24 protein-coding genes, 1 tRNA gene and 1 pseudogene are annotated in these 25,244 nt (G+C 33.1%); all 26 read right to left on the bottom strand.

From position 1 onward, the window contains the following. Positions 1 to 28: 28 nt before the first annotated feature. The 26 genes and pseudogenes from B2Y85_RS03730 to B2Y85_RS03855 all read right to left on the bottom strand — a co-directional run bounded on the left by B2Y85_RS03730 (position 29) and on the right by B2Y85_RS03855 (position 25,191). Positions 29 to 1,771: a sigma-70 family RNA polymerase sigma factor gene (locus B2Y85_RS03730; RefSeq protein ID WP_372519136.1), complete on the bottom strand. Its 1,743-nt coding sequence runs from the start codon at positions 1,769 to 1,771 to the stop codon at positions 29 to 31. Then, complete coding sequence (gene dnaG, locus B2Y85_RS03735) at positions 1,771 to 3,558, bottom strand: DNA primase (RefSeq protein ID WP_372519137.1); 1,788 nt, start codon at positions 3,556 to 3,558, stop codon at positions 1,771 to 1,773. The genes B2Y85_RS03730 and dnaG overlap by 1 nt, the downstream gene beginning before the upstream one ends. Next, positions 3,558 to 4,514, bottom strand: coding sequence for an NGG1p interacting factor NIF3 (locus B2Y85_RS03740; RefSeq protein ID WP_372519138.1), 957 nt, complete (start codon positions 4,512 to 4,514; stop codon positions 3,558 to 3,560). Before B2Y85_RS03740 ends, dnaG begins: the two co-directional genes overlap by 1 nt. A 101-nt stretch (positions 4,515 to 4,615) precedes the next feature. Continuing rightward, entirely contained in the window at positions 4,616 to 4,822 is a 207-nt protein-coding gene (rpsU, locus tag B2Y85_RS03745) for a 30S ribosomal protein S21 (RefSeq protein ID WP_372519139.1), read from the bottom strand. Between the two features lie 39 nt (positions 4,823 to 4,861). Then, the gene (locus tag B2Y85_RS03750; protein WP_372519140.1) at positions 4,862 to 5,203 is read right to left on the bottom strand and encodes a histidine triad nucleotide-binding protein; all 342 of its coding nucleotides are present in this window, start codon (positions 5,201 to 5,203) and stop codon (positions 4,862 to 4,864) included. Positions 5,204 to 5,336: 133 nt separating this feature from the next. Then, a tRNA-Gln gene (locus B2Y85_RS03755) sits at positions 5,337 to 5,407 on the bottom strand. A 6-nt stretch (positions 5,408 to 5,413) separates the two neighbouring features. Beyond that, positions 5,414 to 5,698: a septation regulator SpoVG gene (gene spoVG, locus B2Y85_RS03760; RefSeq protein WP_372519141.1), complete on the bottom strand. Its 285-nt coding sequence runs from the start codon at positions 5,696 to 5,698 to the stop codon at positions 5,414 to 5,416. A gap of 17 nt (positions 5,699 to 5,715) precedes the next feature. Continuing rightward, a complete protein-coding gene (gene ispE / locus B2Y85_RS03765) occupies positions 5,716 to 6,573 on the bottom strand; it encodes a 4-(cytidine 5'-diphospho)-2-C-methyl-D-erythritol kinase (RefSeq protein WP_372519142.1) in 858 nt (285 codons plus the stop codon). Continuing rightward, entirely contained in the window at positions 6,545 to 8,731 is a 2,187-nt protein-coding gene (locus tag B2Y85_RS03770; RefSeq protein ID WP_372519143.1) for a tetratricopeptide repeat protein, read from the bottom strand. Before B2Y85_RS03770 ends, ispE begins: the two co-directional genes overlap by 29 nt. 55 nt (positions 8,732 to 8,786) lie before the next feature. Then, positions 8,787 to 9,917: a molecular chaperone DnaJ gene (gene dnaJ / locus B2Y85_RS03775; protein ID WP_372519144.1), complete on the bottom strand. Its 1,131-nt coding sequence runs from the start codon at positions 9,915 to 9,917 to the stop codon at positions 8,787 to 8,789. A 567-nt stretch (positions 9,918 to 10,484) separates the two neighbouring features. Next, positions 10,485 to 12,362 carry a molecular chaperone DnaK gene (gene dnaK / locus B2Y85_RS03780; protein ID WP_372519145.1) on the bottom strand — a complete coding sequence of 626 codons (1,878 nt, stop codon included), beginning with the start codon at positions 12,360 to 12,362 and terminating at the stop codon, positions 10,485 to 10,487. Positions 12,363 to 12,396: 34 nt separating this feature from the next. Next, complete coding sequence (locus B2Y85_RS03785; RefSeq protein ID WP_372519146.1) at positions 12,397 to 13,041, bottom strand: nucleotide exchange factor GrpE; 645 nt, start codon at positions 13,039 to 13,041, stop codon at positions 12,397 to 12,399. Then, on the bottom strand, positions 13,031 to 14,083 hold the full coding sequence (hrcA, locus tag B2Y85_RS03790; RefSeq protein WP_372519147.1) for a heat-inducible transcriptional repressor HrcA: 1,053 nt from the start codon (positions 14,081 to 14,083) through the stop codon (positions 13,031 to 13,033). Before hrcA ends, B2Y85_RS03785 begins: the two co-directional genes overlap by 11 nt. 342 nt (positions 14,084 to 14,425) lie before the next feature. After that, positions 14,426 to 15,196 (bottom strand): hypothetical protein, encoded by a 771-nt coding sequence (locus B2Y85_RS03795; protein ID WP_372519148.1) that lies wholly within the window; start codon positions 15,194 to 15,196, stop codon positions 14,426 to 14,428. Between the two features lie 7 nt (positions 15,197 to 15,203). Next, positions 15,204 to 16,121: a response regulator gene (locus B2Y85_RS03800; protein WP_372519149.1), complete on the bottom strand. Its 918-nt coding sequence runs from the start codon at positions 16,119 to 16,121 to the stop codon at positions 15,204 to 15,206. Between the two features lie 24 nt (positions 16,122 to 16,145). Beyond that, complete coding sequence (locus B2Y85_RS03805; RefSeq protein WP_372519150.1) at positions 16,146 to 17,426, bottom strand: secretin N-terminal domain-containing protein; 1,281 nt, start codon at positions 17,424 to 17,426, stop codon at positions 16,146 to 16,148. Positions 17,427 to 17,440: 14 nt separating this feature from the next. Further along, the gene (locus tag B2Y85_RS03810) at positions 17,441 to 18,352 is read right to left on the bottom strand and encodes a hypothetical protein (protein ID WP_372519151.1); all 912 of its coding nucleotides are present in this window, start codon (positions 18,350 to 18,352) and stop codon (positions 17,441 to 17,443) included. An 18-nt stretch (positions 18,353 to 18,370) separates the two neighbouring features. After that, the gene (locus tag B2Y85_RS03815) at positions 18,371 to 18,949 is read right to left on the bottom strand and encodes a hypothetical protein (RefSeq protein WP_372519152.1); all 579 of its coding nucleotides are present in this window, start codon (positions 18,947 to 18,949) and stop codon (positions 18,371 to 18,373) included. Continuing rightward, entirely contained in the window at positions 18,942 to 19,949 is a 1,008-nt protein-coding gene (pilM, locus tag B2Y85_RS03820) for a pilus assembly protein PilM (protein ID WP_372519153.1), read from the bottom strand. The genes B2Y85_RS03815 and pilM overlap by 8 nt, the downstream gene beginning before the upstream one ends. Continuing rightward, the gene (locus tag B2Y85_RS03825; RefSeq protein WP_372519154.1) at positions 19,946 to 20,653 is read right to left on the bottom strand and encodes a hypothetical protein; all 708 of its coding nucleotides are present in this window, start codon (positions 20,651 to 20,653) and stop codon (positions 19,946 to 19,948) included. Before B2Y85_RS03825 ends, pilM begins: the two co-directional genes overlap by 4 nt. Then, the gene (locus B2Y85_RS03830; RefSeq protein ID WP_372519313.1) at positions 20,650 to 21,174 is read right to left on the bottom strand and encodes a hypothetical protein; all 525 of its coding nucleotides are present in this window, start codon (positions 21,172 to 21,174) and stop codon (positions 20,650 to 20,652) included. The genes B2Y85_RS03825 and B2Y85_RS03830 overlap by 4 nt, the downstream gene beginning before the upstream one ends. Before the next feature lie 36 nt (positions 21,175 to 21,210). Further along, positions 21,211 to 21,282, bottom strand: a pseudogene (locus B2Y85_RS03835) (prepilin-type N-terminal cleavage/methylation domain-containing protein); the annotation flags it as partial. Positions 21,283 to 21,294: 12 nt separating this feature from the next. Next, a complete protein-coding gene (locus B2Y85_RS03840) occupies positions 21,295 to 21,813 on the bottom strand; it encodes a type IV pilus modification PilV family protein (RefSeq protein WP_372519155.1) in 519 nt (172 codons plus the stop codon). After that, complete coding sequence (locus B2Y85_RS03845; RefSeq protein ID WP_372519156.1) at positions 21,794 to 22,231, bottom strand: prepilin-type N-terminal cleavage/methylation domain-containing protein; 438 nt, start codon at positions 22,229 to 22,231, stop codon at positions 21,794 to 21,796. The genes B2Y85_RS03840 and B2Y85_RS03845 overlap by 20 nt, the downstream gene beginning before the upstream one ends. Positions 22,232 to 22,247: 16 nt before the next feature. Next, positions 22,248 to 23,489: a type II secretion system F family protein gene (locus B2Y85_RS03850; protein ID WP_372519157.1), complete on the bottom strand. Its 1,242-nt coding sequence runs from the start codon at positions 23,487 to 23,489 to the stop codon at positions 22,248 to 22,250. A 19-nt stretch (positions 23,490 to 23,508) separates the two neighbouring features. Continuing rightward, entirely contained in the window at positions 23,509 to 25,191 is a 1,683-nt protein-coding gene (locus B2Y85_RS03855) for a GspE/PulE family protein (protein WP_372519158.1), read from the bottom strand. Between the last annotated feature and the right edge of the window lie 53 nt (positions 25,192 to 25,244).

The raw sequence follows: 25,244 nt of genomic DNA on the forward strand, positions 1-25,244 counted from the left end.
TATCTCCCAAAATTATGAAATAAACAAATTAACTTAAGTATTCTTTTAACGATTTACACTTGCTGGGATGTCTTAATTTTCTTATGGCTTTTGCTTCGATTTGTCTTACTCTTTCTCTTGTAACGCCAAACTTTTTACCTACTTCTTCAAGTGTGGAAGGATAACCTATTCCTATACCGTATCTTAATCTTATAATTTCGGATTCTCTCGGAGTTAAAGTATTTAACACTTTTTCAAGCTCCAATTGTAATCTGTATTGATAAGTTTTAGTTACGGGATTCGGACTGTTTTGATCTTCTATAAAATCTTCCAACTTGGAATCTTCTTCCTCTCCTACCGGTGTAGCAAGAGAAACTGGCTCTTGCATCATCTTTAATATTTTTCTTACTCTGTCGGTAGACATTTTTAAGAATTTACTGTATTCTTCTATTAACGGCTCTCTGCCCTGTTCTTGTTGAAATTTTTTCTTTAATTTCGTTAATTTAGAAATCAATTCTTTCATATGAACGGGAATTCTTATAGTTCTTGCCTGATCGGCAATTGCTCTGTTAATAGACTGTCTTATCCACCATGTGGCATAAGTCGAAAATTTAAATCCTCTTTTCCACTCAAATTTTTCAACAGCCTTTGATAATCCCAAATTCCCTTCTTGTATCAAATCGGACAATTCCAAATTACTTATTCCGACATGTTTTTTTGCGATAGAAACAACCAATCTGAAATTAGCTTCTATTAATTTCATTTTATCTCTGTGAATTAACTCTTCCAAATCTCTTATTTTTCTGTCGGTTTCTATCAACTCTTTAGGAGTTATGGAAATACCTTCCTTAATATGAGTTTGTTTTGAAATTAAATTTTGAATATGTTCAATATTTTCCGCTATATTGACCGCAACCAACCCGCCGGACATTTTTTTGAAATTCGCAGCTGTTATTTTTCCCGAAACAAATTGTTTGTATAAATTTTGCAATTTAGAAACAGGCATCTTATATTTTCTTTCTATTCTTTCAAGTTCGGAATTTATTTCATTAAGTTTATTTGCCGTAGTTTTTATTTTATTTATAAGTCTTTTTATTTTATCTTGGTTAAGATTTAAACCTACTATCAAGGAAATTATTTCGGCTCTTATTGCTTGCCTTTTAGCATCAAGTTTTGCTTTTTCTTTTTGAGACAAACCTTTTTGTTTTGCTTTTAAATCAACTTTTGCAATATTTTTTTCGAGTTGACCTATTCTTTGAACGGTCTGTTTAACTTTTATTCTCATATTTCTAAGCTGCGTGGTTGATTTTCGTCCTCTCGGCATGAGCTCTTTCGGAGTCATTTCTTCTTGTTCTATTAAAGTATCCCAACTTTTTATTTCTTTAATTATTAAAGGTGATTCCAAAACTATATGTGTAAGTTTTTTTTCGTTTTCTTTTACATTTTTGGCAAGTTCAACTTCAACATTTCTTTCAAGTAAAGGAACTTTTGCCATTTCCGTAAGATACATTCTTACGGGATTGATTTCTTCATCTTCGTTGCTTTTAACGACAATATCGGCAGTTTCAGGAGCATTTTTTTCTTTTTTCGATGATGTTTTTGACGAAACGGAAACAGTAGAACTTTTATCTGCTATTTTAATTCCCAATTCCGCAAGCCTTATATAAAAATTATCAAGTTTATCCGCACTTACATCTTTTTCCGATAATTTTTCATTTATCTGATCATAAGTAAGATATCCCTGTTTTTTACCGATTGATACCAAATCTTTAAACATTTCTTTCTTAGCCATTACTTTTTCCCCGAACCCTTAATTTGAGCTGTTAACCGAAGGTATCTGTTTATTTTATCCTTATCGGATGCAATTTTTCCTTCAGTCATTAACAACACTTCTTTTTCAAGAATTTTTCTTTCTTTTTCCAGCCTTTCCAATCCTATATCTCTACACAAAATATTAAATATTTCGTATAGTTCTACGGATTTTTCTTCATTACCGTCAAGGCTGTATCCGTCTTTCAACTGATCGTTTACAATTGCTATATTAGAAAACCACTGTTCTTGTTTTTTATCATTTATTTTAGACAAGATTTGTGCTATTGAAATATTTTCGTTTTCTAAGAGCATATTGTATATGGTAACACAATTACCATCTCTAAAAAAATTTTTTTCCAATTTTTTTATATATTGTCTGTTATTAATATCCAATAAAAATTTTAATAATTTTTCTTCTAAAGATGTTTTCGATTTATTTTTTGTTTTATCAACAAAATTTTCTTCATTAACACCTGTTTTAAAAACGGTCTTCCTCTTAAATTCCTGCCAAACAACATCTTCTTCAATATCTAATTTTTGTGCAATAAATTTTATATATTCTCTTTGCACAATTATATTTTTATTTTTGTCAACAAAATCCAACAACATTGAAACGGCTTTTGCTTTATCTTGCGCTGTTTTTATATTTATTTGCGACAAAATTCTTTCGGTGACAAATTCTATTGCATTTTTTGAATTTTTATTTAACAAGTTATAAAAATCGTCCCTGCCGTTTTCCAATAAATATTCATCCGGATCAACTCCCTCCGGTAAACTTGACGTTTTAACGGACATATTATTTTCCGCACAAATTTCCAAAGCTCGTTGTGTTGCCGTTCTTCCGGCATCATCCGGATCGAACAACAATGTAACTTCTTCCGCATATCTGTTTATCAATTTCGCCTGTTGAGACGTAAAAGCAGTTCCCAACGGAGCAACCGCTCCCGATACTCCGTATTGTTGAGAAAGAACAACATCCATATATCCTTCAACTACAATTATCGACTTGTTTTTTCTTAATTCGGGCAAAGTCTGATAAAGTCCGTACAAATTAGACGACTTTGAATACACAATTGTTTCAGGTGTATTCAAATATTTTGCTTTGCTGTCTGCCAATGTTCTGCCTCCGAAAGCAACAACCCTGCCTTGTATATCCAATATCGGAAATACAAGCCTTTCGGACATATATTCAAAAATACTTCCAAAATCCGTTTTTGTAAAAAGCCCGGCTTTTGAAAGTATGTCATAAGCATAGCCTTTTTTTCGTGCGGATTCAAGTAGTTTTCCTTTCGGGGCATAACCTATCATAAACTTTTTAATTGTATCGTCGGTCATACCTCTTTGTTTAACGTATTCTCTTGCAAAAGAAGCGGCTTTTGTTTCCAAAAGGCACCTGTTATAAAATTTTGCCGTCATTTCCAAAAGTTCAAATATCTTTGTTTTTTCCGAAACGGAATACTTTTCATTAAAATTTTCTTTTATGGCTATTCCGTTTTTTTCGGCAAGTTTTTTTACACTCTCTATCCACGAAATATTTTCAATGAGCATTACAAACTTAAAAACATCGCCGGCCACGCCGCAACCGAAACATCTGAAAATTCCCTTTTCGGGGCTAATGATAAACGAAGGTGTCTTTTCCGTATGGAAAGGACAACAACATTTAAAATTTCTTCCGGCTTTTTTTAAATCCGGAACATAATCTCCGATTACGGATACAATGTCGGAAGCCGTTCTTATTTGTTCTATTACTTGATCCGGTATAGACATTATCTTCTAAATCTTCTAAATCCTGAACATTCAATAAATTCCAGTTGTCCGTATTTCTTTTCTAACCCATCGAGCATTAAATTTATCCCGAGATTATCCGAAGAAATATGTCCCGCAACAACGGCATTTATTTTATATTTTCCCATCTCTTTATAATGTTTCTCGCTAAAATGCATACCTACAATCGTTCCCACACCGGCATTGGCAAGCTTTTCTATCATTTCTACAGGACCTTCAGTTCCGCCTGTCATATCAACAAAAATTTTACCGCATTTGGAATTTTTACTTCCGCACAATATGGTAGGTCCGTTACCGAATGTTTTTGCATATTTATATTCGGGTATATCTTTTAAGAAATCCATTATATCTTTTAAATATCGCGGTTTTAATGCATCCAACCTGCTTTGCAAATATTTTACAACATGGTTATCCGCAACAGTATGTGCCGTCATCATGGGAATATTTAAAAGTTTTGCCGCATCATAAACTCTTTGATGATTGCTTCCGGCAACACTTCTTTCCACTTCATCCGCTCTTGAGCCTATAAGTTTTTCGGAAACATTTATAGGAACACCCTGGACTTCATTTATTTCCGCCTGCATTCCTATAACCTGATAAAAAGTCGAAAAAGCTTTTCCTTTCGGATGATGACCTAAAACCACATCTATTTTTTTACCGGAAAGTCTTAATTGGTTTGCAATCAAAAGTTCCGGTGCTTCGATATCTATACCAACCATAACGGTTTTTATATCTTCGTCTCCGGTTCCGAAAATTATTCTTGAATCGGCATAAGGATTTGTTAATAAATCAATATCGAAATCCTCTTTTGCCTGTTTATCTAATTTATTATATTTTTCGTTTATTTCTTTTAATCTTGTATTAACTTCATCTTTGCCACGAGGGTCATTTTCTATTCCTGCCTGTACGAAAAAATCGTACATTTGTTTCAATTTCATATAAACCTCCCTTTAACAAAAATGCAAACAAAGGGGACATTCTCAATACTTCCGAATATCCCCCTTTGTTTAATAATTTTTCAACAAATTTATCAACTAGATTATCTTGACCAATTGTTGTCTTTCATCATTTTGCGACGAATTTTTCTTTTAGCTTCAGCAAGTTTTTCTTTTTTTATAACACTAGGAGATTTATAAAATTCCCTCTTTTTAATCTCTTGCATTATTCCGTTTCTTTCGCATTCTCTTTTAAATCTTCTGATAGCTTCTTCTATTGATTCGCCATCTCTTACCTTAACACTAACCATTTAAATTTACACCACCTTTTTTTGTGACTTAAATCTATTCTAACCCGGAGGCCAACCGAAAGTTCTGCCACCAAGCAAATGATAATGAATATGAGCAACCGTCTGCCCGCCGTCAACTCCGCAATTATTTACAAGTCTGTATCCGTCATTCAAATTATTTTCTTTTGCCAACTTACTTGCAACAAGCTGTATATGTCCTAACAATTCAACATCTTCATTAGAAACATCTTCAAGACTTTTAATATGCTTTTTCGGAATAATCAAAATATGCACGGGAGCTTGAGGATTTATATCCCCGAAAGCCAACACTTTATCGTCTTCATAAACTTTGTTAGTAGGTATTTCTCCAGCCACAATTTTACAAAAAAGACAATCTGCCATAAAAACCCCAAAAAGCATATATTAACAACTAACTGAGTAATTATATATTTTTTTTATTAAAAACTCAATATTTTTATACATATAAAAAAAAGAAACAATTTATAAAAAATGTTTCTTTTTAATTTATACCAAACTCCGAGACCAGGATTCGAACCTAGACGAAGGGATCCAAATTCCCTTGTGCTACCATTACACTATCTCGGAATTAAATTATATTGTCTGAGTATCGGTTGCCGGTGCTTCAGCTAACTTTTTTTCGTAAGCGTCCAAAACAACTTTTTCCAATTCACTTCTAAACTCATTTGTTATAGGATGAGCTATATCTTTGAAAGTTCCGTCATTCTTTTTTCTTGAAGGCATACAAACCATCAAACCTTTCTCACCTTTAACAATTCTTAAATTATGAACAACAAATACACTATCGAATGTAATTGCCGCATAGGCTTTTAATTTTTCTTCTTCTTTTGGGAAAATTCTAACCTCAGTTATTTTCATAACTCCTCCGTTCAGCTCTATTTGCTGACTTCGAATGAGCTCGCAACCCAAACATTCCAGCCACATTTTTTTAATTCATTTAAGATAAAATCTAAATTTTCTTTATCATGAACTAAACCAAAAACAGTAGCTCCGGAACCCGACATCAAACTCGCACACCCTAAATCTTCAAGAACTTCCCTTATTTGTTTTATTTCTTGATACTCTTCAAAGATAAAATCTTCAAACCTATTAAAAAAAAGATCCTTTGCACTTTCAAAATCAAACACACCTTTTTCAAGGCTTCTGATAATTTTACTAATTTTACGGGGATTTGTCAATGGAAATTTTACTTTGGAATAAGCATGCGGAGTAGATACTCCGAAATTTGGTTTTACCAAAACAAAATCCAACGATAATTTTGTGTTTATTTTTTCAACAATATCGCCTATGCCCGAAATTTTTGCCGTTCCGCCCGTCATAAAAAAAGGAACATCTGCACCCAATTCGGCTCCTGACTGTTCCAAATTTTTTATGTCGTCATTTATGTCCCATATTTTATTTAAAGCAAGAATTGTCGCAGCAGCATCGGAAGAACCTCCGCCCAAACCGGCACCCATAGGAATATTTTTTGTAAGCTTTATTTTTACACCGCTATTTATGTTATATTTTTCTTTAACTTTTTCGGCGGCTTTATAAACAAGATTTTTTTTGGTATCAAATAAATCCGCATTATCGCAAACAAGTTCTATTTTGTTATCTTTAATTTTTGTAAACTCTAAAATATCAAACAAAGAAACGGTATGCATAACGGATTCTATGTTATGATATCCGTCCGGTCTTTTGTTTATGATTTCCAAATATAAATTAATCTTGGCCGGTGCTTTTACTATCATCGTTTGTCTGCCCGATAAATTTTTGTAAATCCGGAAGTGACACATTTGACGATTTTGTCAAATCGCATACACACTTAAAACCGTTTTTTTCGGCTATAAAAGTTGCCTTTGACGGAATTTTTGAAATGTTATTAAAAGTCTTATACGAATTAAATTTCAAGTCAAATGAATTTGTTTTTATAAACTCCTTAAACATTCCGCTAGCGGAATCTATCTTTATTGTGTATTCGTTATTTTGATAAATAATTTCTTTCCCTTTTTGTTTCATATCCGAAGAGAACAATAAAGTTATAAAATCTTTTGATAATATAAGTTTTGCAAAGTCAAACATGGATGTAAAATCTTCGGGAATATTTTCTTCCATTGCTTGCGGATAAAACTCAATATTATCGTTTATATAAACACTTCCGCCCTGAAAAGATAGTTTCGGAGGAAATTCAAAAAGCATTCCGTATTTTCTTGCAAACAGAACGGACATGTAAGAAGACACTGATACGCCCTTCATTTTTATGTTAATTTTATAACCGGACTTTAAAGATGCGATTCTGTGAAAATTCAATATTGCTCTTTCGGCAACAACTTTATATTTTTCTTGTTGCAAATCTTTTTCCTGTGCAAATTTTTTATCCAACAAATTCAATTTTTTCTTTGCGGTTTTGGAACCCAAATCGTAAGCAACGGCATATGCTAACCACGATTGAGATAATTTTTTAAGTTCTATACTTATATCCCCCAAATGCTCGTAGATATCTCTATCAAAAACTTTGGGTTGTGTGTTTGCCGCAGCGAAAATATATTTTTCTGCCAACTCATAATTTCTTTTTTTGTAATATAACCAACCCAACGAATCCAAGTATGCCGGAACATTCGGTTGCAACTTCACGACTTTTATAAGCATTTGTTCGGCTTCGTCCAAATGTATCGTCTTTTCCGTATAACTGTAAGCCAAATAATTTAGAGCTTTAACATTATCCGGTTCAACTGCTATTATTTCCTTTAAGAGCTGTTCTGCTTTATTAAAATTTTTAAGTTTATCGTATGAAAGAGCCAAATAAAATTTAGCTTCGTTAAAATCCGGTTTTAAATATAAAGATTCTTCTAAAACCTTTTTAGCTTTTTCATATTTTTTTGAATCTATATAATTTAAACCTGCCAAATATAATATTTCGGAATTTAACGGTTCTTTTTCCAATGCATTGTCAAGATATTTTTCCGCGGATTTATAATCCTGTTTTAATGCATAATAATAACCTAACCTTGTATAATTTGCCGCCGTAGGTTCCAATTTTACTATATGTTCAAAAACATCTATCGCATCATCAATTTTATCTTGTTTTTCATATATCATTCCCAATAAATAATTTAAAATAACATTGTTCGGTGCGGTTTCTTTTGCTTTTAAAACTATTTCTTCGGCTTCGTCATATTTTTTTTCTTCGAAATAACATTTGCCGAGATATGTTAATATTGCAACATTTCCCGAAAAAAGTTTTGCATATTCTTTATATTCCTGTATTGCAAGTTTATATTCTTTTTTGTTTTCATAAATTCTGGCTCTTGCCAAATAACCTTCCTGTGCTTCGGATTTTATTTCATTAACTTTTTTATATGATTGCAGAGCTTCATCGAGCATACCGAGTTTTTCCTGCGTTAAACCCAGTTGAAAATATCCTTCTGCGGATTCAGGTTGTTGTTCCAAAAATTTTGTCCAATAATCAATTGATTCTTTTAGTTTGTTGTCGGAATAGTAATATGCGGCCAAATATACGGTTGCCATTTCGTTTTCGGGTTCAAGTTCCAAAACTCTTTCCCAACATTGTTTTGCCGAAAGCATTTCATTTATTGAAAGATAAAAAGAACCTAAAAACATTTGTGTTTTAACATTATCGTTTTCAAGTTCTTGAAGTTTTTTTGCACTCTCCAATGCTTTTGTAACATCTCCCTGCTGCAAATAAACAAGTGCTAAATCTTTATAAACGGTTGTAGCGTCCGTATCGTAAGATAAAGTTCTTTCATATTCGGAAACAGCAACATCCGATTTTCCTTTTTTTAATGCAAGTAATCCCTTTATATAGGATTTATATCCGCTGTAACTTGCATAAGAAAAGCTTTCAAAACAGAATATCAATGCAACCGTTAAACTTAATATTTTTTTCATTATTTTCTCTTTATAAGTTTTTAATTATTTTATCATTTTGTACAACAAAATACTATTAACTGAAAAACTTTTTAAAGAAACTGTCGTTTTTCTGAACGGCATCTTTCGGAACTTCACCCATGGTTTTTGCAAATTCAAACAATGCTTTTTTCTGTTCCGAATTTAAACTTTTCGGAACATTTATATTAACTTTAACATATAAATCTCCCCTTATTCCTCTTCTGCCGAGTTTAGGGAAACCTTGATCTCTAACTCTTAATATCGTTCCGGGTTGTGTTCCCGGGGCAATTTTAACTTTAACTTTTCCGTCTAAGACAGGCACATCATATTCCATTCCCAAAGATGCTTGTGCGAATGTAAGTCTTATTTCGGTATGTAAATCGTCTCCTTCTCTTACAAAACCGGGCTGTTTTTTCAAATGTATAACAACATACAAATCTCCCGGCTGAGCACCTTTCGGACCTGCATCTCCCGCGCCGGAAACTCTTAATGTACTGCCGTCGTTAACACCTTGAGGTATTCTTACTTTTATTGTTTTATTTGTTCTTATTGTTCCCGTTCCTCTGCAAGTAGGACAAGGATTATCTATAATTTGTCCCTCGCCATGACATTTGGGACATGTTTGAGTGAAAGAGAAAAAGCCTTGACTAACCCTAACCTGTCCCCTTCCTTTACATTGAGGACATGTTTTCGGAGTTGTTCCCGCTTTTGCTCCTGTTCCTCCGCAAGTTTGACAAGTATCTCTTTTAGTAACATCCAAAGATACTTCTTTACCTGTCATTGCATCAAGCATAGATATATCCAAATCGTATCTTAAATCTGCACCTTTTCTGTATTGTCTTTGAGCCCCGCCCGACGATCTTCCCGCTCTGCCGCCGCCGAATATGTCGCCGAATATGTCGCCGAATATGTCGCCCATATCTCCCATATTACCGAAACCGCCCGCACCGGCTCCGCCCATACCGTTCATACCTTCGTGACCGAATGCATCATATTGCTGTTTCTTTTGCGGATTAGACAAAACGTCGTAAGCTTCATTTATCTCTTTAAACTTTTCTTCGGCTTCTTTATTTCCCGGGTTTCTGTCGGGATGATATTTTATTGCCAAGTGTCTGTATGCTTTTTTTATTTCGTCGGCCGATGCTCCTTTTTGAACACCGAGCACTTCGTAAAAATCTTTTTTCATCTTTTTTCCTCTTATATTTGAGCGAAGCGACTTCATCTTTTTAATTTTAACTTTGTATTTGCCTCAATCGAGTACCAACCGCTACCGCTTTCTTTTTGTACACTTCATTCGGTAAATACTTCGTTAAAATTTAAAATCTAAGAAGTCTTACAAAGCAACAAACAATGTATTTTGCTTCGCAATTTTTCAAATAAAATCATTAAAAAATATCTTTTAATACTCTTTAAAAATTTTATCTTTTAACTACGAGATACCGCATCAAGTGCGGTATGACAATATACTTCTTTTTAAACTTGCGAAACTATCAACAGGCTAAAACGACAATTTATAATTTACAATGTATAATGTACAATTAACAACAAACACAAATGACTAAACAAATTTTTCTTTTTAAACTCGGAAACTACCAACAGGCAATTTGCCTGTTGATAGTTCTGTTTTTTCAAATATCTTACTTAATCTTGAATAACTAAAGATTTTGAACTTTAGGCTAGGCACACCGTGCCGAAGTTTACATTGAAAAGTAAATGAGGCACGGTGTAACGAAGCATAAATTCAAAAGATTAGTTATTTTTTATCATCAACGACTTCGGCGTCAACAACATTGTCATCGTTGTTTCCGCCGGCATTATTATTTGCTTGCTGTCCTGCATTTGCACCTGCTGCGCCTTGTGCATTAGCCTGTTGCTGTTGTTGTGCCGCCTTATAAACTTCTTCCGCTAATTTATGTGAAGCATCCGAGAGTTTATCTTTAGCTTCTTTAATCTTTGCTATATCGCCGCCTTTAATTGCTTCTTTTGTGTCGTTGATAGCTTGTTCGATTTTCAATCTTTCATCTTGAGAAATTTTGTCACCATGTTCTTTCAAACTCTTTTCTGTTGCATAAACTAAATTGTCGGCTTCGTTTTTAGCTTCGATTTCTTCTTTTTTCTTTTTATCGTCTGCAGCATATTGTTCTGCTTCTTTAACATATTTGTCTATATCTTCTTTCGAAAGTTTTGTTGAAGAAGTAATCTTAATTGACTGCTCTTTACCTGTTCCCAAATCTTTTGCAGATACATGCAAAATACCGCTTGCATCGATATCGAATGTAACTTCAATTTGAGGAACTCCTCTCGGAGCAGGTGGTATTCCGTCAAGAGTAAATCTTCCCAAAGAAACGTTATCTTTTGCCATAGGTCTTTCACCTTGCAAAATATGTATTTCCACTCCCGGCTGATTATCTTGTGCGGTAGAAAATACTTGAGATTTCTTTACAGGAATTGTTGTATTTCTATCAATGATAGGTGTTCTAACATTTCCTAAAGTTTCAAGGCCTAATGTTAAAGGTGTAACATCGAGCAAAAGAATATCTTTTACATCTCCGGTTAAAACAGCTGCTTGAACTGCTGCACCGTTGGAAACACATTCCATCGGGTCGATTCCTCTTTCAACAATCTTACCTACATAGTTTTCAACAAATTTTTGAACTATAGGCATTCTTGTAGGACCGCCGACGAGAATAACTTTTGTTAAATCCGCACTTGTAAGTTTTGCATCGCTTATTGCCTGGTCTATAGATGCTTTACATCTTTGAACTATAGGATCTACCAAGTTTTCAAGTGTTGCTCTTGTAAGTTTCATTGCCAAATGTTTCGGTCCTGTAGCATCTGCTGTAATAAACGGTAAATTGATATCTGTTTCAAGAATGTTGGAAAGCTCGATTTTTGCTTTTTCTGCAGCTTCCTGCAATCTTTGAACAGCCATTTTATCGTTTCTCAAATCTATACCGTTTTCTTTCTTAAATGTTTCAGCGATGTAATCTATAATTGCTTTATCCATATCGGTTCCGCCGAGTTTTGTATCTCCGGATGTAGACAATACTTCAAATGTTCCCTCGGATCCCATTTCCATTATTGTACAATCCAAAGTTCCGCCGCCGAGATCGAATACCAATATTTTCTGTTCTTTACCTACTTTATCTATACCGTAAGCAAGAGATGCTGCCGTAGGTTCGTTAACAAGTCTTACCACTTCCAAACCTGCAATTGCACCTGCATCTTTTGTTGCTTGTCTTTGGTGATCGTTAAAGTATGCAGGAACAGTAATAACAGCTTTATCTACAGTTGTTCCCAAATATGCTTCCGCATCTTTTTTAATTTTCTGTAAAATAAAACCTGAAAGTTGTTGAGGAGTAAATTCTTTACCGTTAATTTTGTATTTATAATCTTCTCCCATTCTTCTTTTAAATGCGGAAACTGTTCCTTCAGGATTTGTTACTGCCTGTCTTCTTGCAGGTTCACCAACCAACAATTGACCGTCTTTTGTAAATGCTACATAAGAAGGAAACGCTTTTCCTCCTAAAGTTGTTCCTTCTGCGGAAGGTATAAGTGTTACTTTTCCTCCCTCCATAACTGCCGCTGCCGAGTTCGATGTACCCAAATCAATTCCAATAATCTTAGACATTTTCTTGTCCTCCTAAATTTATATTTTTTACTTTTTATTTTTCTTCGGAATTTTCTTCTTCCGCTACTTTTTCTTCTTCTTTCTTTTTTGCTACTTTTACCCTTGCAGGTCTCATAAGTTTTCCGTTTAACTTATATCCGTTTTGATAAACCGCAAGCACTGTTCCTTCTTCTGCTTCGTCTGTTTCAACCTGATCCAATGCTTCGCATACATTATGATCAAACTTTTTATTTAAACAATCTATTTTTTCTACACCTTCTTCCTTCAACATTTTGCTAAATTCGTTATATATCATTTCAAGACCGACTTTAATACTTTTTAAATCTTGTCCTGCTCTAACACTTATCATCGCCTGTTCAAAAACGTCGTATATACTTATATTTCTTTCCAGTATTTTTGCTTTACCGAAATTTATATATTCACCTTTTTCTTTTTCCGTTCTGTTTCTCAACGTTTGATATTCGGCAACACTTCTTAAATATTCCGCTTTATATTCATCTGCCTGTTTTTGTTTTTCTTTCAAAGACTGTTTCAAAATATCAAGTTCCGATAATTTTACTTCTCTTGCTATATCTTCAACTTTTTCAGCTACTTTTTCTTCGGCTTTTTCGATTTTTTCTTCTGCAATCTTTTCTGCTTTCGCTTCTATTTTTTGTTCTTCTTTTTCTTTATTCTTCATCTTGCTCATCTCCCATTTTTAATAAGAATCCGTTAACTATATTTGAAACAGAATTTACCAAAGCCATCATTTTATCGTAATCCATTCTTTTAGGACCTATTATTCCCAATACTCCGACTATTTTATCTCCATACGAATAAGAAGTTTTTACCACACTTAAATTCTTTAATTCACTTAAATCCTGTCCGCCTATCTTTACATTTACGGTTGCTTCATCCAAATCTTTACCTATTATTTCTATAAGTCTGTCTTTATCTTCGTTCAGTTTCATTAAACTTTTTGCAGATTCGAAATCTGTAAAATCCGGAACAGACAAAACATTTGATGTTCCGTCGACATAAATATCTTCCTGAATACTATCTATAACGCTGCATATTTGTTCTGCAAGTTGTAACATATCGTTTTGTTTATCTTGATACTTCTCCACTTCAACAATTAATCTTTTTGATGCTTCTTCTATGGTTAAACCTCTTAACTTATTATTTAAGAATTTTTTCAATTCATATAATTCTTCGCTGTCAACACTTAAATTTATCATTTTATGTTTAACAATACCCGTTTTAGTTAAAAGTATAACCATAACCTGACTTTTTGAAACTTGCATCAATTCTATGTTTCTTATCTCGTTAACTTTTGTTTTCGGAGCTGTAATAAATCCCGTATAATTAGAAAGTCCGGACAATATTTTAGATGTTTGAGATAAAAGACTTTCTATTTCTTTTGTCTTTTTTTCGTATTCCTGTTTAATTCTTTCTTCTTCTTCAACCGCTAATCTTTGTAACTCAACCAAGGAGTTAACATAAGCTTTATAACCTGCATCCGTAGGTATTCTGCCGGCAGATGTGTGTGGATGAGTTAAATATCCGTCTTTTTCAAGTTCCGCCATTAAATTTCTTAACGTAGCGGGAGATAAATTAAATTTATATTTTTGTTCCAATACACTTGAACCGACAGGTTTACCTGTTTTTATATACTCGTGAATGACAGCATATAAAACTCTGGCTTTTCTTTCCTGTAAAATACTTTCAGATATTTGTCTCATACAAACCTCTAAAAATTACTTCGTAATTTTTGAAGATTGGAGAATTTGAGATTTGGAAGATTGGAAATTTAAATGTAAAATTTGCTTCGCAAATTTTGTTATTGGTTATTCTTCCTCTTTTCCTCTAATCTTCTATTTTTCTAATTTAGCACTCTAACATTGTTAGCACTTAAATCTTACAAGTGCTAATTATAACACAGTGTTTAAAAATTGTCAAGTTTTTATTTTTTATCGACGAGAAGAACAAAACAAAAAAAATCTGCATCGGTCAAATATAATAACCGGTGCAGATAATATAGCTAAGTTATGAAAAAGATATTAATCAGTTCAAATATTAAACAATTACAATATTTCCATATTAATTTGATCTAACAAAACTCTGATTCTTATATCGTTAGGCTGCAAACTATATGCCAATTCAGCCAAATTTCTCGCTTCTCCCAATTTTGTTGCCTTAAAACATTTTACGGCATCATCATAAAACTTTTTAACTCTTTTGCTTGTTGTTTCCTGTAAAACATAACATCTGTTTAATCCTACATAATCGACAAATTTAGGATATTTTTGATATAGTTTATATATATAATCCGATGATTTTTTAAACTTTTCTTTAACAAAGAAATCAAGAGAATCTATAAAAAGATTTTTGTCTCCGGTATCTTCTATAGCATACAAAACCAACTCTTTTTCATTTTCCAATCTTGTTTTAAAGGCTTCTATCGGTTCATTCGGTGAAAGATCTTGTATTCTTTTTATAAATAAAAAACCTTCATAACAATTTCCTTCTTTAACAGCTCTTCTAAGTTCTATCACTAAATCATTAACCAAAGTTTTTTTATAGTAAGATTCTTTTTCTTTTAATAACAAAATTTTATTTCTCATTTCGTTAGCTTTTTCGTTGTCAATAGAAACCTCGAAAATTTTATTAAGATATTTCTCGGCTCCGTCAAAATCACCTTCGCAATAACAATTTTTGGCTCTTTGTAATTCTTTATAATAGGCATTCTTTTCTATTTTTCTATTCTCATTACTGTTTGAAGTATTTCTTGTTATTGCAGTACACAAAGACGACAAAAAGACAATTAAAGAAAAACTGATTAATAATTTTTTCATTATCATTTTATGATCCCCAATAAAAATTTTTAACTGCTAATATAAATTTTTTTACTTTTTTACCGAAACTTACTTTTGTCTCTTCACTAACCAACATATCCGGATTAGGTGTAGTTATTATAGAAACATGTTCATCTCCGGAAGATGCGGTATATGTTATTCCCTGTTTAGATTGCAAATCAACTAATTTTTTCCTGCTGGAAACAGCAGTTTCTTTATCTTGTATCATCGTAGAAATTGTTTTAATTAAGTTCGGTATATTCAAAGGTTTTGTCATATAATCGTAAGCACCCATTTTAAGAGACTCAACGGCAATTTCTACCGAACTATGTGCCGTAACAACCAAAGGCATAAGTTCCGGAATGGATATTTTTAACTTTTTTATTAAATTAAGACCGTCGGTATCAGGTAATCTGTAATCAACTATCGCAATATCAAACATAGAAATACGAACAAGATTTTCGGCTTCAAAACCGTTTTCAACAGCTTCGACAACAATAGATTCGGTTTCCAATGCAGCTCTCAAAGAAGTTCTTTCTGCCTCATTATCCTCAATAATCAACACTTTATGAACATGAGGACCATCATCTAATCCTTGTTGGTCTTTGTTTTCTTCTTGTTCACTGTTTTTCTCATCAGCCTGTTTATTAACTACATTTGCAAAAACATTTGCAATAGAACTTTTACCCGAACCTGCAGTTTCATTCTCTTGTGTGCCGTTATTACTTATATCGGTATCGGCACTTTCACTACCGGCATTATTATCACCTGCATTAACGGCATTATTTCCATTGTCCGAACCCGAAGAAACCGGATGATTTTCGGAAACATCCGTACTTGTACCGGAATTCGGTTCGGAAGCAGAAACATTTGAATTATTGTTATCTATATTATTATCGTCCATATTTAAATTTTCATTTTCCATAGTTTTTATAATCCTTGATAAATATTAGTTAACAATTTTTGCCGTTATGAATATAGTAAGTTCATATCTCGATTTGTTTTTCGTTTCACTCTTAAATAAGTATCCCAATATAGGAATATCACCCAATAACGGAACTTTGTTTACTGTCGTATCTTCCGTTTCTCTTATTAAACCGCCTATAGCCGCAGTTTCTCCGCTTCTTAACATTAAAGTAGTTGTTGATTTACTTGTATTAATAACAGGTGTATTTTCTTCTCCGATTGTTTCACCTGTTCTATAACTTTGTTCCGGAGATATCGATAATACTATCGAACCGTCTCTGTTTATTTGAGGTTTTACTTTTAATTTTATACCGGCTTCTTTAAATGCCATTGTTCCCGTTGTATTTCCTTCGGTAGAAGTTGTTTTACTTTCCAAATAAGGAATTTCTTCAACAATATCTATCGATGCTTCCTGATTGTTCAAAACAAGAAGTTTAGGATTCGATAATACTTTAGCATCTTTATCTTCAACACCGGCTTCAAATGTTCCGTTTATACTCCAATCATCACCTTCAAGAATAGAAACTCCTACTCTTGCAAAAGATTTTGTTAAACCTAATCCCATAACCGAACCTATAGGAGTATCATAAACAAAATTTTTGTTGTTCATTTTTGAAGGATCAACGGTAGGATTAAGTAATCCGTCTCTATAAGTTTCGTTCCATCTTGTTCCTATTGCCGTTCCGTGAGACAAGTTAATATCTACGATTTTAGCTTCAAGTAAAACCTGTTGTGTAGGAACATCCAAAGATCTTATAAGACCTTCCATTTTATCTATACTATCGGCCAAATCCGTAATAATTAAAGAGTTTGTTCTTGTATCGGAAACGATTTTACCGCCTTTTGATAATCTTGTTGACAAAATTTTCTCTAAATCGGAAGCCTTTGCATAGTTACAAAAAATAACTCTGGAAACCGTAATGTGGCTTCCGTCCGCTTTACTCTTAATAACATATATGTTTGCATCACCCTGTTTAACATAATACAAATCATAAGTATCAAGCAAAGCATTAAGAGCTTCTTCCGCAGTAACATCCTGCAAAGATAACATTATCTTCTTTTGATATAAATCCGTGGAAGAAATCAACTTCATACCTGTCTTCATACTTAAAACGTTTAAAACAGTGTATAGTGAAGTTCCTTGAAAATCGATAGAAATTAAGTTTGTGGAATGTAAACCTCCGCCACTCTCTTTTTCCGGCGCAGAATAAGAAGTAGTAAATAGTAAAGAAACAGCTAATACCGTCAACAAAAGTTTTTTCATTTTCTCTCCTTTTTTTAATTCTCCATTTTTATTGTAAATACTGAACCATACTTACTGACTTTTATGTTGTTTCCGTTAATTTGCGTTATTTTAAACCCATTATAAACGTCTCCAACATAATAAAATTTACCGCCTATTATAGCCATAGGATGTTGCTTTTCATACATTATACCGTCTATAACTATATTAGGTTTTTCAACTTTTACAGCACCTCCGCCACCGCTTTTAACCGTTTTCTCAGGAACATAAAAATAAAAAGGTGTCTTTGGAATCGGTTCGAAATCTCTCCATGTTTGAATATAACCAACATCTTTTGCTTTTTCTATTTTATCGGATATTTCTTTAAAATACCCGGCTTTACGAATATCATCTTCTATAAAATCAATCGTATTTCTTCCGCTGAAACAATCGTTTACTTCCGAAGAAAAAAGAATAGGAACGGTTTTTATCTCCACATTTCCTTTGTAATCCATAACAAGAGACAAAACTTTAGAATACCTTTCCAATTCAAATAAAAATTTACAAATTTGTTTGTATGTTGCTTTTATCTTTAGAGTTATTTCTATACTGTTATCTTTTTTTTCTTGAACTATGGAATCATCTTTTCCCATATGAATATCGGTTTCTTTTAACAACTCCAAAATTCTCACTTTATATGCGTTTATATTTTGTTCGTTCGAATAAAAAGTGTCTTTATAAATAGAAAAGACTTCCGCTAAAGATTCATCCAACTCATCCATCTTTGTTTGTATGCTGTTAAAATCATCCAACTGTGAATTTATATTTGAAAATCTTTCGTATACACTTTTTCTTTCTTTAAATTCTTTATCATAGCTGCCGTAAATATAGTTGTATACCAAGTATGCGATAAACAAAGAAAACATCAAATTCAATATAAAAATTAAAACTCTTTTACTTTGATTCATAAATTATATCCCCAATACTTAATTTGCTTTTTTTAACCCTATCTTCAATTTTAAAGCATTAACTTCTCTTTTATAAATATTCTGTTTTTCCATGGTTTCTATTACCATATCGTTTTTAATACACTCACTTTTCTCAAAAGCAGAATTTAAAATTGGAGCATAATCATAGAAACTGGTTAATTTTTTTACTTTTTCTTTGCTTATAAACCAATCTGAAGTTGCGGCTTCTCCCGCCATAGAAAGATTTATAATAGAATCTCCCTCGGGCAGGAATGTTCCGAAATCCTTTAAAATAGAGCCGTAATTCGTGCTTCCTTTTATTTGTTCTTTTACAGCCAATATTTTATAGTAATAAGTTTCCCACTCTTTTTCTATTTCTATAATACTGTTCTGTGTTCTTTTTTGTTCGATTTTATTCTTTGTATCAATTATTTTTTTGTTGTAATTTACGGTTTCGAAATGTCTAAAAACCGTAAATAAAAATATCAATATTATTCCTATGTGAACAAAGAAATTTAAAAGTTTTAAAAATCTTACAAGAGTACTTCCGTATTTTTCTTTTGTAATAACACCTTCTATATAATTAAAGCTATACATTTGCTTTTTTCTCCTTTTCGAGTGCCAAACCTAAAGCAACAGGCAAATAAAAACCTTGCGGTTTATTTACATATCCCACAAACTTGTTATTATCCAACGGATTCCATTTTTCGGTAGGAATACCTAAAGTATCCTGAATAAAATTATCTATTCCTTCCGTCATAGCTCCTCCGCCGGTAAGCACTATTCTGTCAACGGAAACTATAAATTGTCTTGTTATACAATGTTCTATAGTTCTAAACAAAGTTTCTATTAAAGTTGCAACATCTTTTTTCAAAATATTTTTCATGTTAAAATTTATTGTTTGTCTTAAATCTTCTCTTCTCTTTAACTCTTCGGATAATTTTTCGGGAATCGAATAAAAGTTTGAAATATCTCTCGTTATATCTTGACCTCCGAAATCTATATCTTTAATAAAAACCAACTCTTTACCGTTCATTGCAATAACATTTGAAACATTGTAACCGATGTTTATTAAAATAATATTTTCGGAATTCTTATAGTTCGGCCCGAACTCAACAAAAGCATTTGCTAAAGCAAAATCTTCCAAAGTAACACTTGAAACGGAAAGTGTATCAATTGTATTTATAAAAGAAAACTTTGCATTAACTTTTTCCATAGGAGCTGCGGAAAAAATAATGCTGTATTCTTTGTCGGAATTATTTTTTATAACAGAAAAAGAAGAATAAGTTTTACCTAAATCTTCGGAAATTGTGTTAACAACCTCGTTATTAACCTGATCTTTCAGGTTAATCAACTTATTTCTTTTTAACACAAAATCTCTGTTAATTATATCTTTACCGCCAACAGCCAAACATACGGTATCTTCCAAGCAACCTAATTTTTTCAAAACGGATGTCAATTTTTCCGTCTTTTCCGTTCCGGAATAGTTTGAAATATCCACTACAGCCGAAACTATCGAATATTCTTTCTTTTTCTTTTCAGTATTCGTAATTTTACAGATCTTTACAAACTTGCTGCCCAAATCAATGCCTATCAAGATTGTTTCCTCCAACCCATTGAGTATTGTTTCGTTACATGTTTTTCTACTGTACCATCTGCATTCTTATCAACATAATGACGACTATTAAAATAGTATGTTACAGTTGAAACTATCACAGTTCCACCTGCAACATTCACCGTAGCTGAAGCAACAGCAACAATTCTATATGTTTGACACTTAGGATTTTCATCAGATGTAGGATTCAATATAAAAACTTTAGACTTCAGTTGTTGGTCACTGCTTACATCTGTACCAAGAACAAAACCATCTTCCTCTTCCGTAACGAACTCACAATAAATATCACCGGCAAAAATATTAGGATACATACTATTATCGAAGACATGTCCCCTTTTCACACTATCAACACCCTCGGCATTTTCCAACAAAAACCATCTATTATCCACAGAACCATCAACCATAGAATAGAGAAGACCTTTACCACCGGAACCAACATCCCCATATGAACCTATCACTGGAGTAGGCATCGGCGTTGACTTTTGAACGACAAGATAATCTATATAACCTCTTGCTCTTTCTACTATTGCCTCTGCAGCATAATCCACTCTTATTTTCGTATGATCATATGTATCCATAACACCTTGAGAAGAAACCATCTGTAAGGTGATGTAACCTATAATAGTCAATATCATCATAGAAACAACTGTTATTAAAAGTATGGCTCCTTTGTTATTATTTATCATAAAATACTCCCATTTCTTACAGCAAAACAAAAAGATTTGGTTTGTCTTTTTGAAACATTGGGAATAATTTGCTCTTCGTAAACAACACCTATCATTATGTTATCCCAATGTATCGCAGGATTTGATCCAGTTGAACCAGGATATTTATTTGGTCTATAATAAAAAGCCCTAATGTTATCCAACACCAACACATTCGAGGCTAAAACTGTTCCACTTAAAAGTTCTGTCCTTAAAAAAAGCTTTGTAGAACCGAACATTTTATTGCCAGTAATAATATTTTGGGGAAAAGAATCATATTGTTTACCAACAACATTATCAAATTTACCGGCAGAGTCTTCGGGAAAAGAGTAAACATCTACAACAAACTCTCCAATATTCTTATCATACCTCGTACATTTCATTTCTTTTTTATTTGAGGAAAATGAAATTGTTTGTGCTTCCGTAATTGATTTTTTTAGAACTTCTTCGAAAAATTGTATATTATTAAAATTTTTAGAAGACTTACTTATTCTGGAAAACATTTTATATGCGGATATTGTCATTGTATACGAAAAAAAGATAACAATAGCCGATAACAAAATAGCTACCATCATTTCAACTAAAGTAAAACCTTTTTTCTTAAAAAACATCAAAACACCTCACTATTGCCACTTTTCCTTTGCAATATAACTTACCAAAACCATTCTATTTTTTTTTGCCAATGCACTAGAAGAATTAGAATATGATCCTTCAGTAGCCCATGGCCATGTTGCTGTAATAACAATTCTTGCACTATTGTTAAAAGTATTTGTCCCGTCAGTATCTACAAAAGATTCGCAAGTATAATGGACTATGCATCGGTCTCTAAGTTTTTTTTCAATCTTAAAATCAAACCTTGTTCCATCTTCAGAAGTAATATCAAATGGATAATAGTTCGGATTCGTTGCAGACGGATAGCCACCACCTTTAACCATTTCCATTTTCCTTACCAACTCATGTGAAATAAAGCTATAATCTTTATTATCTATAGAAACCCTATATGCAGAAGAAAAAAAAGATAAGCCATACACACTCACAATACCGATAATAATAACCGCTACCAAAACTTCTACTATGGTTGTTCCTTTTTGTTTTTTTAAATTAGACACCATATTTAATTCCTCAACCCAAATTTTCTTCATACACAATATCATCGGAACTTAATTTATAAGTGCCGACAATAGTAACCCCTCTTAAATCAACATCTCCATCCACAGGATAAACCGTTACAACAACGCCCTCTCTATTTGTTGCTCCGGACGAATTTTTGGTCCTAGCTATATTAAATCTCTTAAAGTACTTATTTTGTCTGGCATCAATTTTTAATTCTTGAGAAAACTCAAGTTTTTTACCGGAAGCAGTTATAAAAAAGTCTGAATTTTGAACTCTATAAATTTTTTCCTGTGCAACTATTTTATCAATTAAAGCTCTTCCCTCATTAGCCATTGCTACTTTCATATGCCCCTTACCTGTAAAAAACCATGCGGAAGCCAAAATACCAATAATAACCACAACAATCATAACTTCAATAAAAGTAAAACCTTTTACATTCAATTTCATAAAATTTTTACCCTTTTTAAACATTTTGGTTTACCATAGCATTTGCCATATTAAATATAGGTAAATACAATGCTATAACACATATACCCACCATAAAACCCAAACCAACAATCAATACAGGTTCTATAATGGCACTTATACTTGCAACAGCAGCATCAACTTCATCTTGGTAGTAATCCGTAATCTTCAAAAACATTTCTTCCATTTGACCGGTTTTTTCACCTACGGCAGTCATTCTAACGACCATTTTAGGAAACAAAATATGCTTATCCATTTCAGCCGAGAAGAAATTTCCGCCGACTATTGCGGTTCTTATATCTTCCAATATAGACCTTAAGTATGTATTATTTACCGTATTTGCCGCAATTTGTATTGAAGAAACAATATCGACACCGCTCTTTATAAGCGTAGACAAAGTTTGAAAGAAATTCGCAAAAACCATTTTTGTATATATCGGAGAAAATTTGGGAATTTTGAAAAACAATTTATGCCACTGTTTCAATCCTTCCGGATTTTTAGTCCATATTCTAAATGCTATATAAGCCAATACGCCGAGTGCCACAATGTATAAAATTCTATCCACCACGAAATGACTTACATCAATAACAACTTGAGTTGCCCAAGGCAATTCCGCTCCGAAAGAAGCAAACATTTCTTCGAATTTCGGTATTAAAACAAAAACTATACCGCAAAAAACTATAAGGAAAAAGCTGCCTACAAACATAGGATACGATGCGGCAGATTTAATTTTTCTTCTTAATTTAACTGAATTTTCAATATGTGTAGCCAAATCGGATAAAACTTTAGCCAATTTACCTGATTTTTCACCTACGGCAACCATTGAAACGAAAGTGTTATCGAATATTTTAGGATATTTTGCAAGAGCATCAGAGAAATTGCTTCCGCCTCTTACATCTTCGGATATTTTTAATAAAACGCTGCTGAAATATGCGTTTTGAACCATAACGGCAACATCGGACACGGCTTCCAACACATTAACACCGGCATTAACCAATGTAGACAACTGTCTGGCAACAACCGCCAATTCCGACAAAGAAACTTTTGTACTTGAGGTACTCTTTTTTAACTTTGCATCCAAGTCTGCAAGGAAACCGCCGAAAGCACTTTGCGACAAAGATATTTGAGAAAAGCCTTTCATTCTCAACTCGGAAAGAGCCGCATTTTCCGAGGATGCGACAACGGACCCCGAAACTTTTAACCCCAAAGAATTATTAGCTTTATATTTAAATTTAGGCATTTACAAAACACCTCACAAATTATTTTTCTGCCATACTCACATTAAATACTTCTTCTACCGTTGTTCTTCCTTCCAATAATTTAGCAATAGCGGCTTTTCTTAAAGAAATAATTCCCTGCTTTGCAGCTAAATCTCTTAATTCAACATCGGTAGCACCTCTGGCAATAGCATCTTTCAAATCTTTTGTAATTCTTAACATTTCAAATATTGCCGTTCTTCCTTTGTAACCGGTATTGTCACAGAACTTACAACCTTGTCCTTCATAAACTTTACAAGACTTATCAAGTTCCAACTTTTGATATATCTCATCCGGAAGAGTAACTTCTTTCTTACAATTCGGACAAATAGTTCTAACCAATCTTTGCGCTATAATCAAATTCAAAGCATCCGCCATCAGGTAAGATTCAACACCCATAAAAGCCATTCTCGAAATTGTACTTACCGTATCGTTGGTATGCAAAGTTGAAAATACAAGATGTCCCGTCAATGCGGCCTGAATTGCTATTTGTGCCGTTTCGGTATCTCTGATTTCTCCTACGAGTATAACATCAGGGTCTTGTCTCATAAAGGTTCTTAAAATTCTTGCAAAGTCCAAACCTATATCCGCTCTGACATGGCACTGATTAATTCCCTTCAACTCATATTCCACAGGATCTTCGGCAGTCATAATGTTAATATCTGCCGTATTTATATGCCCTAAAGCGGAATAAAGAGTTGTAGTTTTACCGCTTGATGTAGGACCGGTAACAAGTATCATTCCGTATGGAGCCGTGATTGCTTCTTTAAAGAACGCTAATTCCTGAGGGCTAAACCCTACTCTTTCTATGTCCAAACCAAACACGTTTTTAGCAAGGACTCTCAGTACTATCTTTTCACCCCATATAGTCGGTATTATCGAGACTCTTATATCTATCTTCTGATCTGAAATTTTTATTCTGCATTTACCGTCTTGCGGCAATCTTCTTTCGGCTATATCGAGATCCGACATAATTTTTATTCTGGAAACAATAGCCGGATAATATTTTTTAGAAGGAGCAGGCATCTGTTGCAAGATACCGTCTATTCTCATTCTCAAATAAATTTCTTTTTCGAACGGTTCCAAATGAATATCACTGGCTTTCTTGGTTATCGCATCAAAGAAAATCGAATTCACATACTTAATAACCGGAGCCGAATCCGACTCTTCAATATCATCGGTTAATTCTTCTTCCTCTTCAGCCTCTTGTATTTCATTTTCGCCGATTTCTTTACTTAAAGAACTTCTTACATAAAATCTTTCTATGAAAGATAAAATATCTTTTTCGGATGCCAAGATTACCGAAAGTTTCTTATTGGTAATTCTTGCAAGCTCATCCTTATAAACAACATTCGCGGGATCAGCCATCGCAACTACAAGCATATCTCCGTTAAGTTCCAAAGGAACAGCACAATATTTTCTTGCTATTTTTTCTTGAATTAAATCAAGAACTCTTTGTTCTACATCAACTTCCGACAACTCGCGATATTCAACACCTAAGGCTACCGCCAAACATTCCAATAATTGCGGTTCGGAAATATATTGTTTTTCTAAAAGAATACTTCCGATTTTCTTCTTTTTTTCTAAGGACTCTTTCAAACACTCCGACAACTGCTCTTTTGTGACATACTGCTTACTTAAAAGGACTTCTCCAAGATACTTTTTTCGTAAAACTTCTAATACCATCAAAAACTCCTTTTATATACACATATGAAAAGTTGATTTTCACAACTTTTTCA

Source organism: Candidatus Ruminimicrobiellum ovillum (assembly GCF_002392975.1).
GTDB classification, from domain to species: domain Bacteria; phylum Elusimicrobiota; class Endomicrobiia; order Endomicrobiales; family Endomicrobiaceae; genus Ruminimicrobiellum; species Ruminimicrobiellum ovillum.

What these genes read in the sequence shown, in the direction of transcription:
- B2Y85_RS03730 (WP_372519136.1), bottom strand. Translation starts at nt 1,771, where the DNA reads ATGGCTAAGAAAGAAATGTTTAAAGATTTGGTATCAATCGGTAAAAAA.
- dnaG (WP_372519137.1), bottom strand. Translation starts at nt 3,558, where the DNA reads ATGTCTATACCGGATCAAGTAATAGAACAAATAAGAACGGCTTCCGAC.
- B2Y85_RS03740 (WP_372519138.1), bottom strand. Translation starts at nt 4,514, where the DNA reads ATGAAATTGAAACAAATGTACGATTTTTTCGTACAGGCAGGAATAGAA.
- rpsU (WP_372519139.1), bottom strand. Translation starts at nt 4,822, where the DNA reads ATGGTTAGTGTTAAGGTAAGAGATGGCGAATCAATAGAAGAAGCTATC.
- B2Y85_RS03750 (WP_372519140.1), bottom strand. Translation starts at nt 5,203, where the DNA reads ATGGCAGATTGTCTTTTTTGTAAAATTGTGGCTGGAGAAATACCTACT.
- spoVG (WP_372519141.1), bottom strand. Translation starts at nt 5,698, where the DNA reads ATGAAAATAACTGAGGTTAGAATTTTCCCAAAAGAAGAAGAAAAATTA.
- ispE (WP_372519142.1), bottom strand. Translation starts at nt 6,573, where the DNA reads ATGATAGTAAAAGCACCGGCCAAGATTAATTTATATTTGGAAATCATA.
- B2Y85_RS03770 (WP_372519143.1), bottom strand. Translation starts at nt 8,731, where the DNA reads ATGAAAAAAATATTAAGTTTAACGGTTGCATTGATATTCTGTTTTGAA.
- dnaJ (WP_372519144.1), bottom strand. Translation starts at nt 9,917, where the DNA reads ATGAAAAAAGATTTTTACGAAGTGCTCGGTGTTCAAAAAGGAGCATCG.
- dnaK (WP_372519145.1), bottom strand. Translation starts at nt 12,362, where the DNA reads ATGTCTAAGATTATTGGAATTGATTTGGGTACATCGAACTCGGCAGCG.
- B2Y85_RS03785 (WP_372519146.1), bottom strand. Translation starts at nt 13,041, where the DNA reads ATGAAGAATAAAGAAAAAGAAGAACAAAAAATAGAAGCGAAAGCAGAA.
- hrcA (WP_372519147.1), bottom strand. Translation starts at nt 14,083, where the DNA reads ATGAGACAAATATCTGAAAGTATTTTACAGGAAAGAAAAGCCAGAGTT.
- B2Y85_RS03795 (WP_372519148.1), bottom strand. Translation starts at nt 15,196, where the DNA reads ATGAAAAAATTATTAATCAGTTTTTCTTTAATTGTCTTTTTGTCGTCT.
- B2Y85_RS03800 (WP_372519149.1), bottom strand. Translation starts at nt 16,121, where the DNA reads ATGGAAAATGAAAATTTAAATATGGACGATAATAATATAGATAACAAT.
- B2Y85_RS03805 (WP_372519150.1), bottom strand. Translation starts at nt 17,426, where the DNA reads ATGAAAAAACTTTTGTTGACGGTATTAGCTGTTTCTTTACTATTTACT.
- B2Y85_RS03810 (WP_372519151.1), bottom strand. Translation starts at nt 18,352, where the DNA reads ATGAATCAAAGTAAAAGAGTTTTAATTTTTATATTGAATTTGATGTTT.
- B2Y85_RS03815 (WP_372519152.1), bottom strand. Translation starts at nt 18,949, where the DNA reads ATGTATAGCTTTAATTATATAGAAGGTGTTATTACAAAAGAAAAATAC.
- B2Y85_RS03825 (WP_372519154.1), bottom strand. Translation starts at nt 20,653, where the DNA reads ATGATAAATAATAACAAAGGAGCCATACTTTTAATAACAGTTGTTTCT.
- B2Y85_RS03830 (WP_372519313.1), bottom strand. Translation starts at nt 21,174, where the DNA reads ATGTTTTCCAGAATAAGTAAGTCTTCTAAAAATTTTAATAATATACAA.
- B2Y85_RS03840 (WP_372519155.1), bottom strand. Translation starts at nt 21,813, where the DNA reads ATGAAGAAAATTTGGGTTGAGGAATTAAATATGGTGTCTAATTTAAAA.
- B2Y85_RS03845 (WP_372519156.1), bottom strand. Translation starts at nt 22,231, where the DNA reads ATGAAATTGAATGTAAAAGGTTTTACTTTTATTGAAGTTATGATTGTT.
- B2Y85_RS03850 (WP_372519157.1), bottom strand. Translation starts at nt 23,489, where the DNA reads ATGCCTAAATTTAAATATAAAGCTAATAATTCTTTGGGGTTAAAAGTT.
- B2Y85_RS03855 (WP_372519158.1), bottom strand. Translation starts at nt 25,191, where the DNA reads ATGGTATTAGAAGTTTTACGAAAAAAGTATCTTGGAGAAGTCCTTTTA.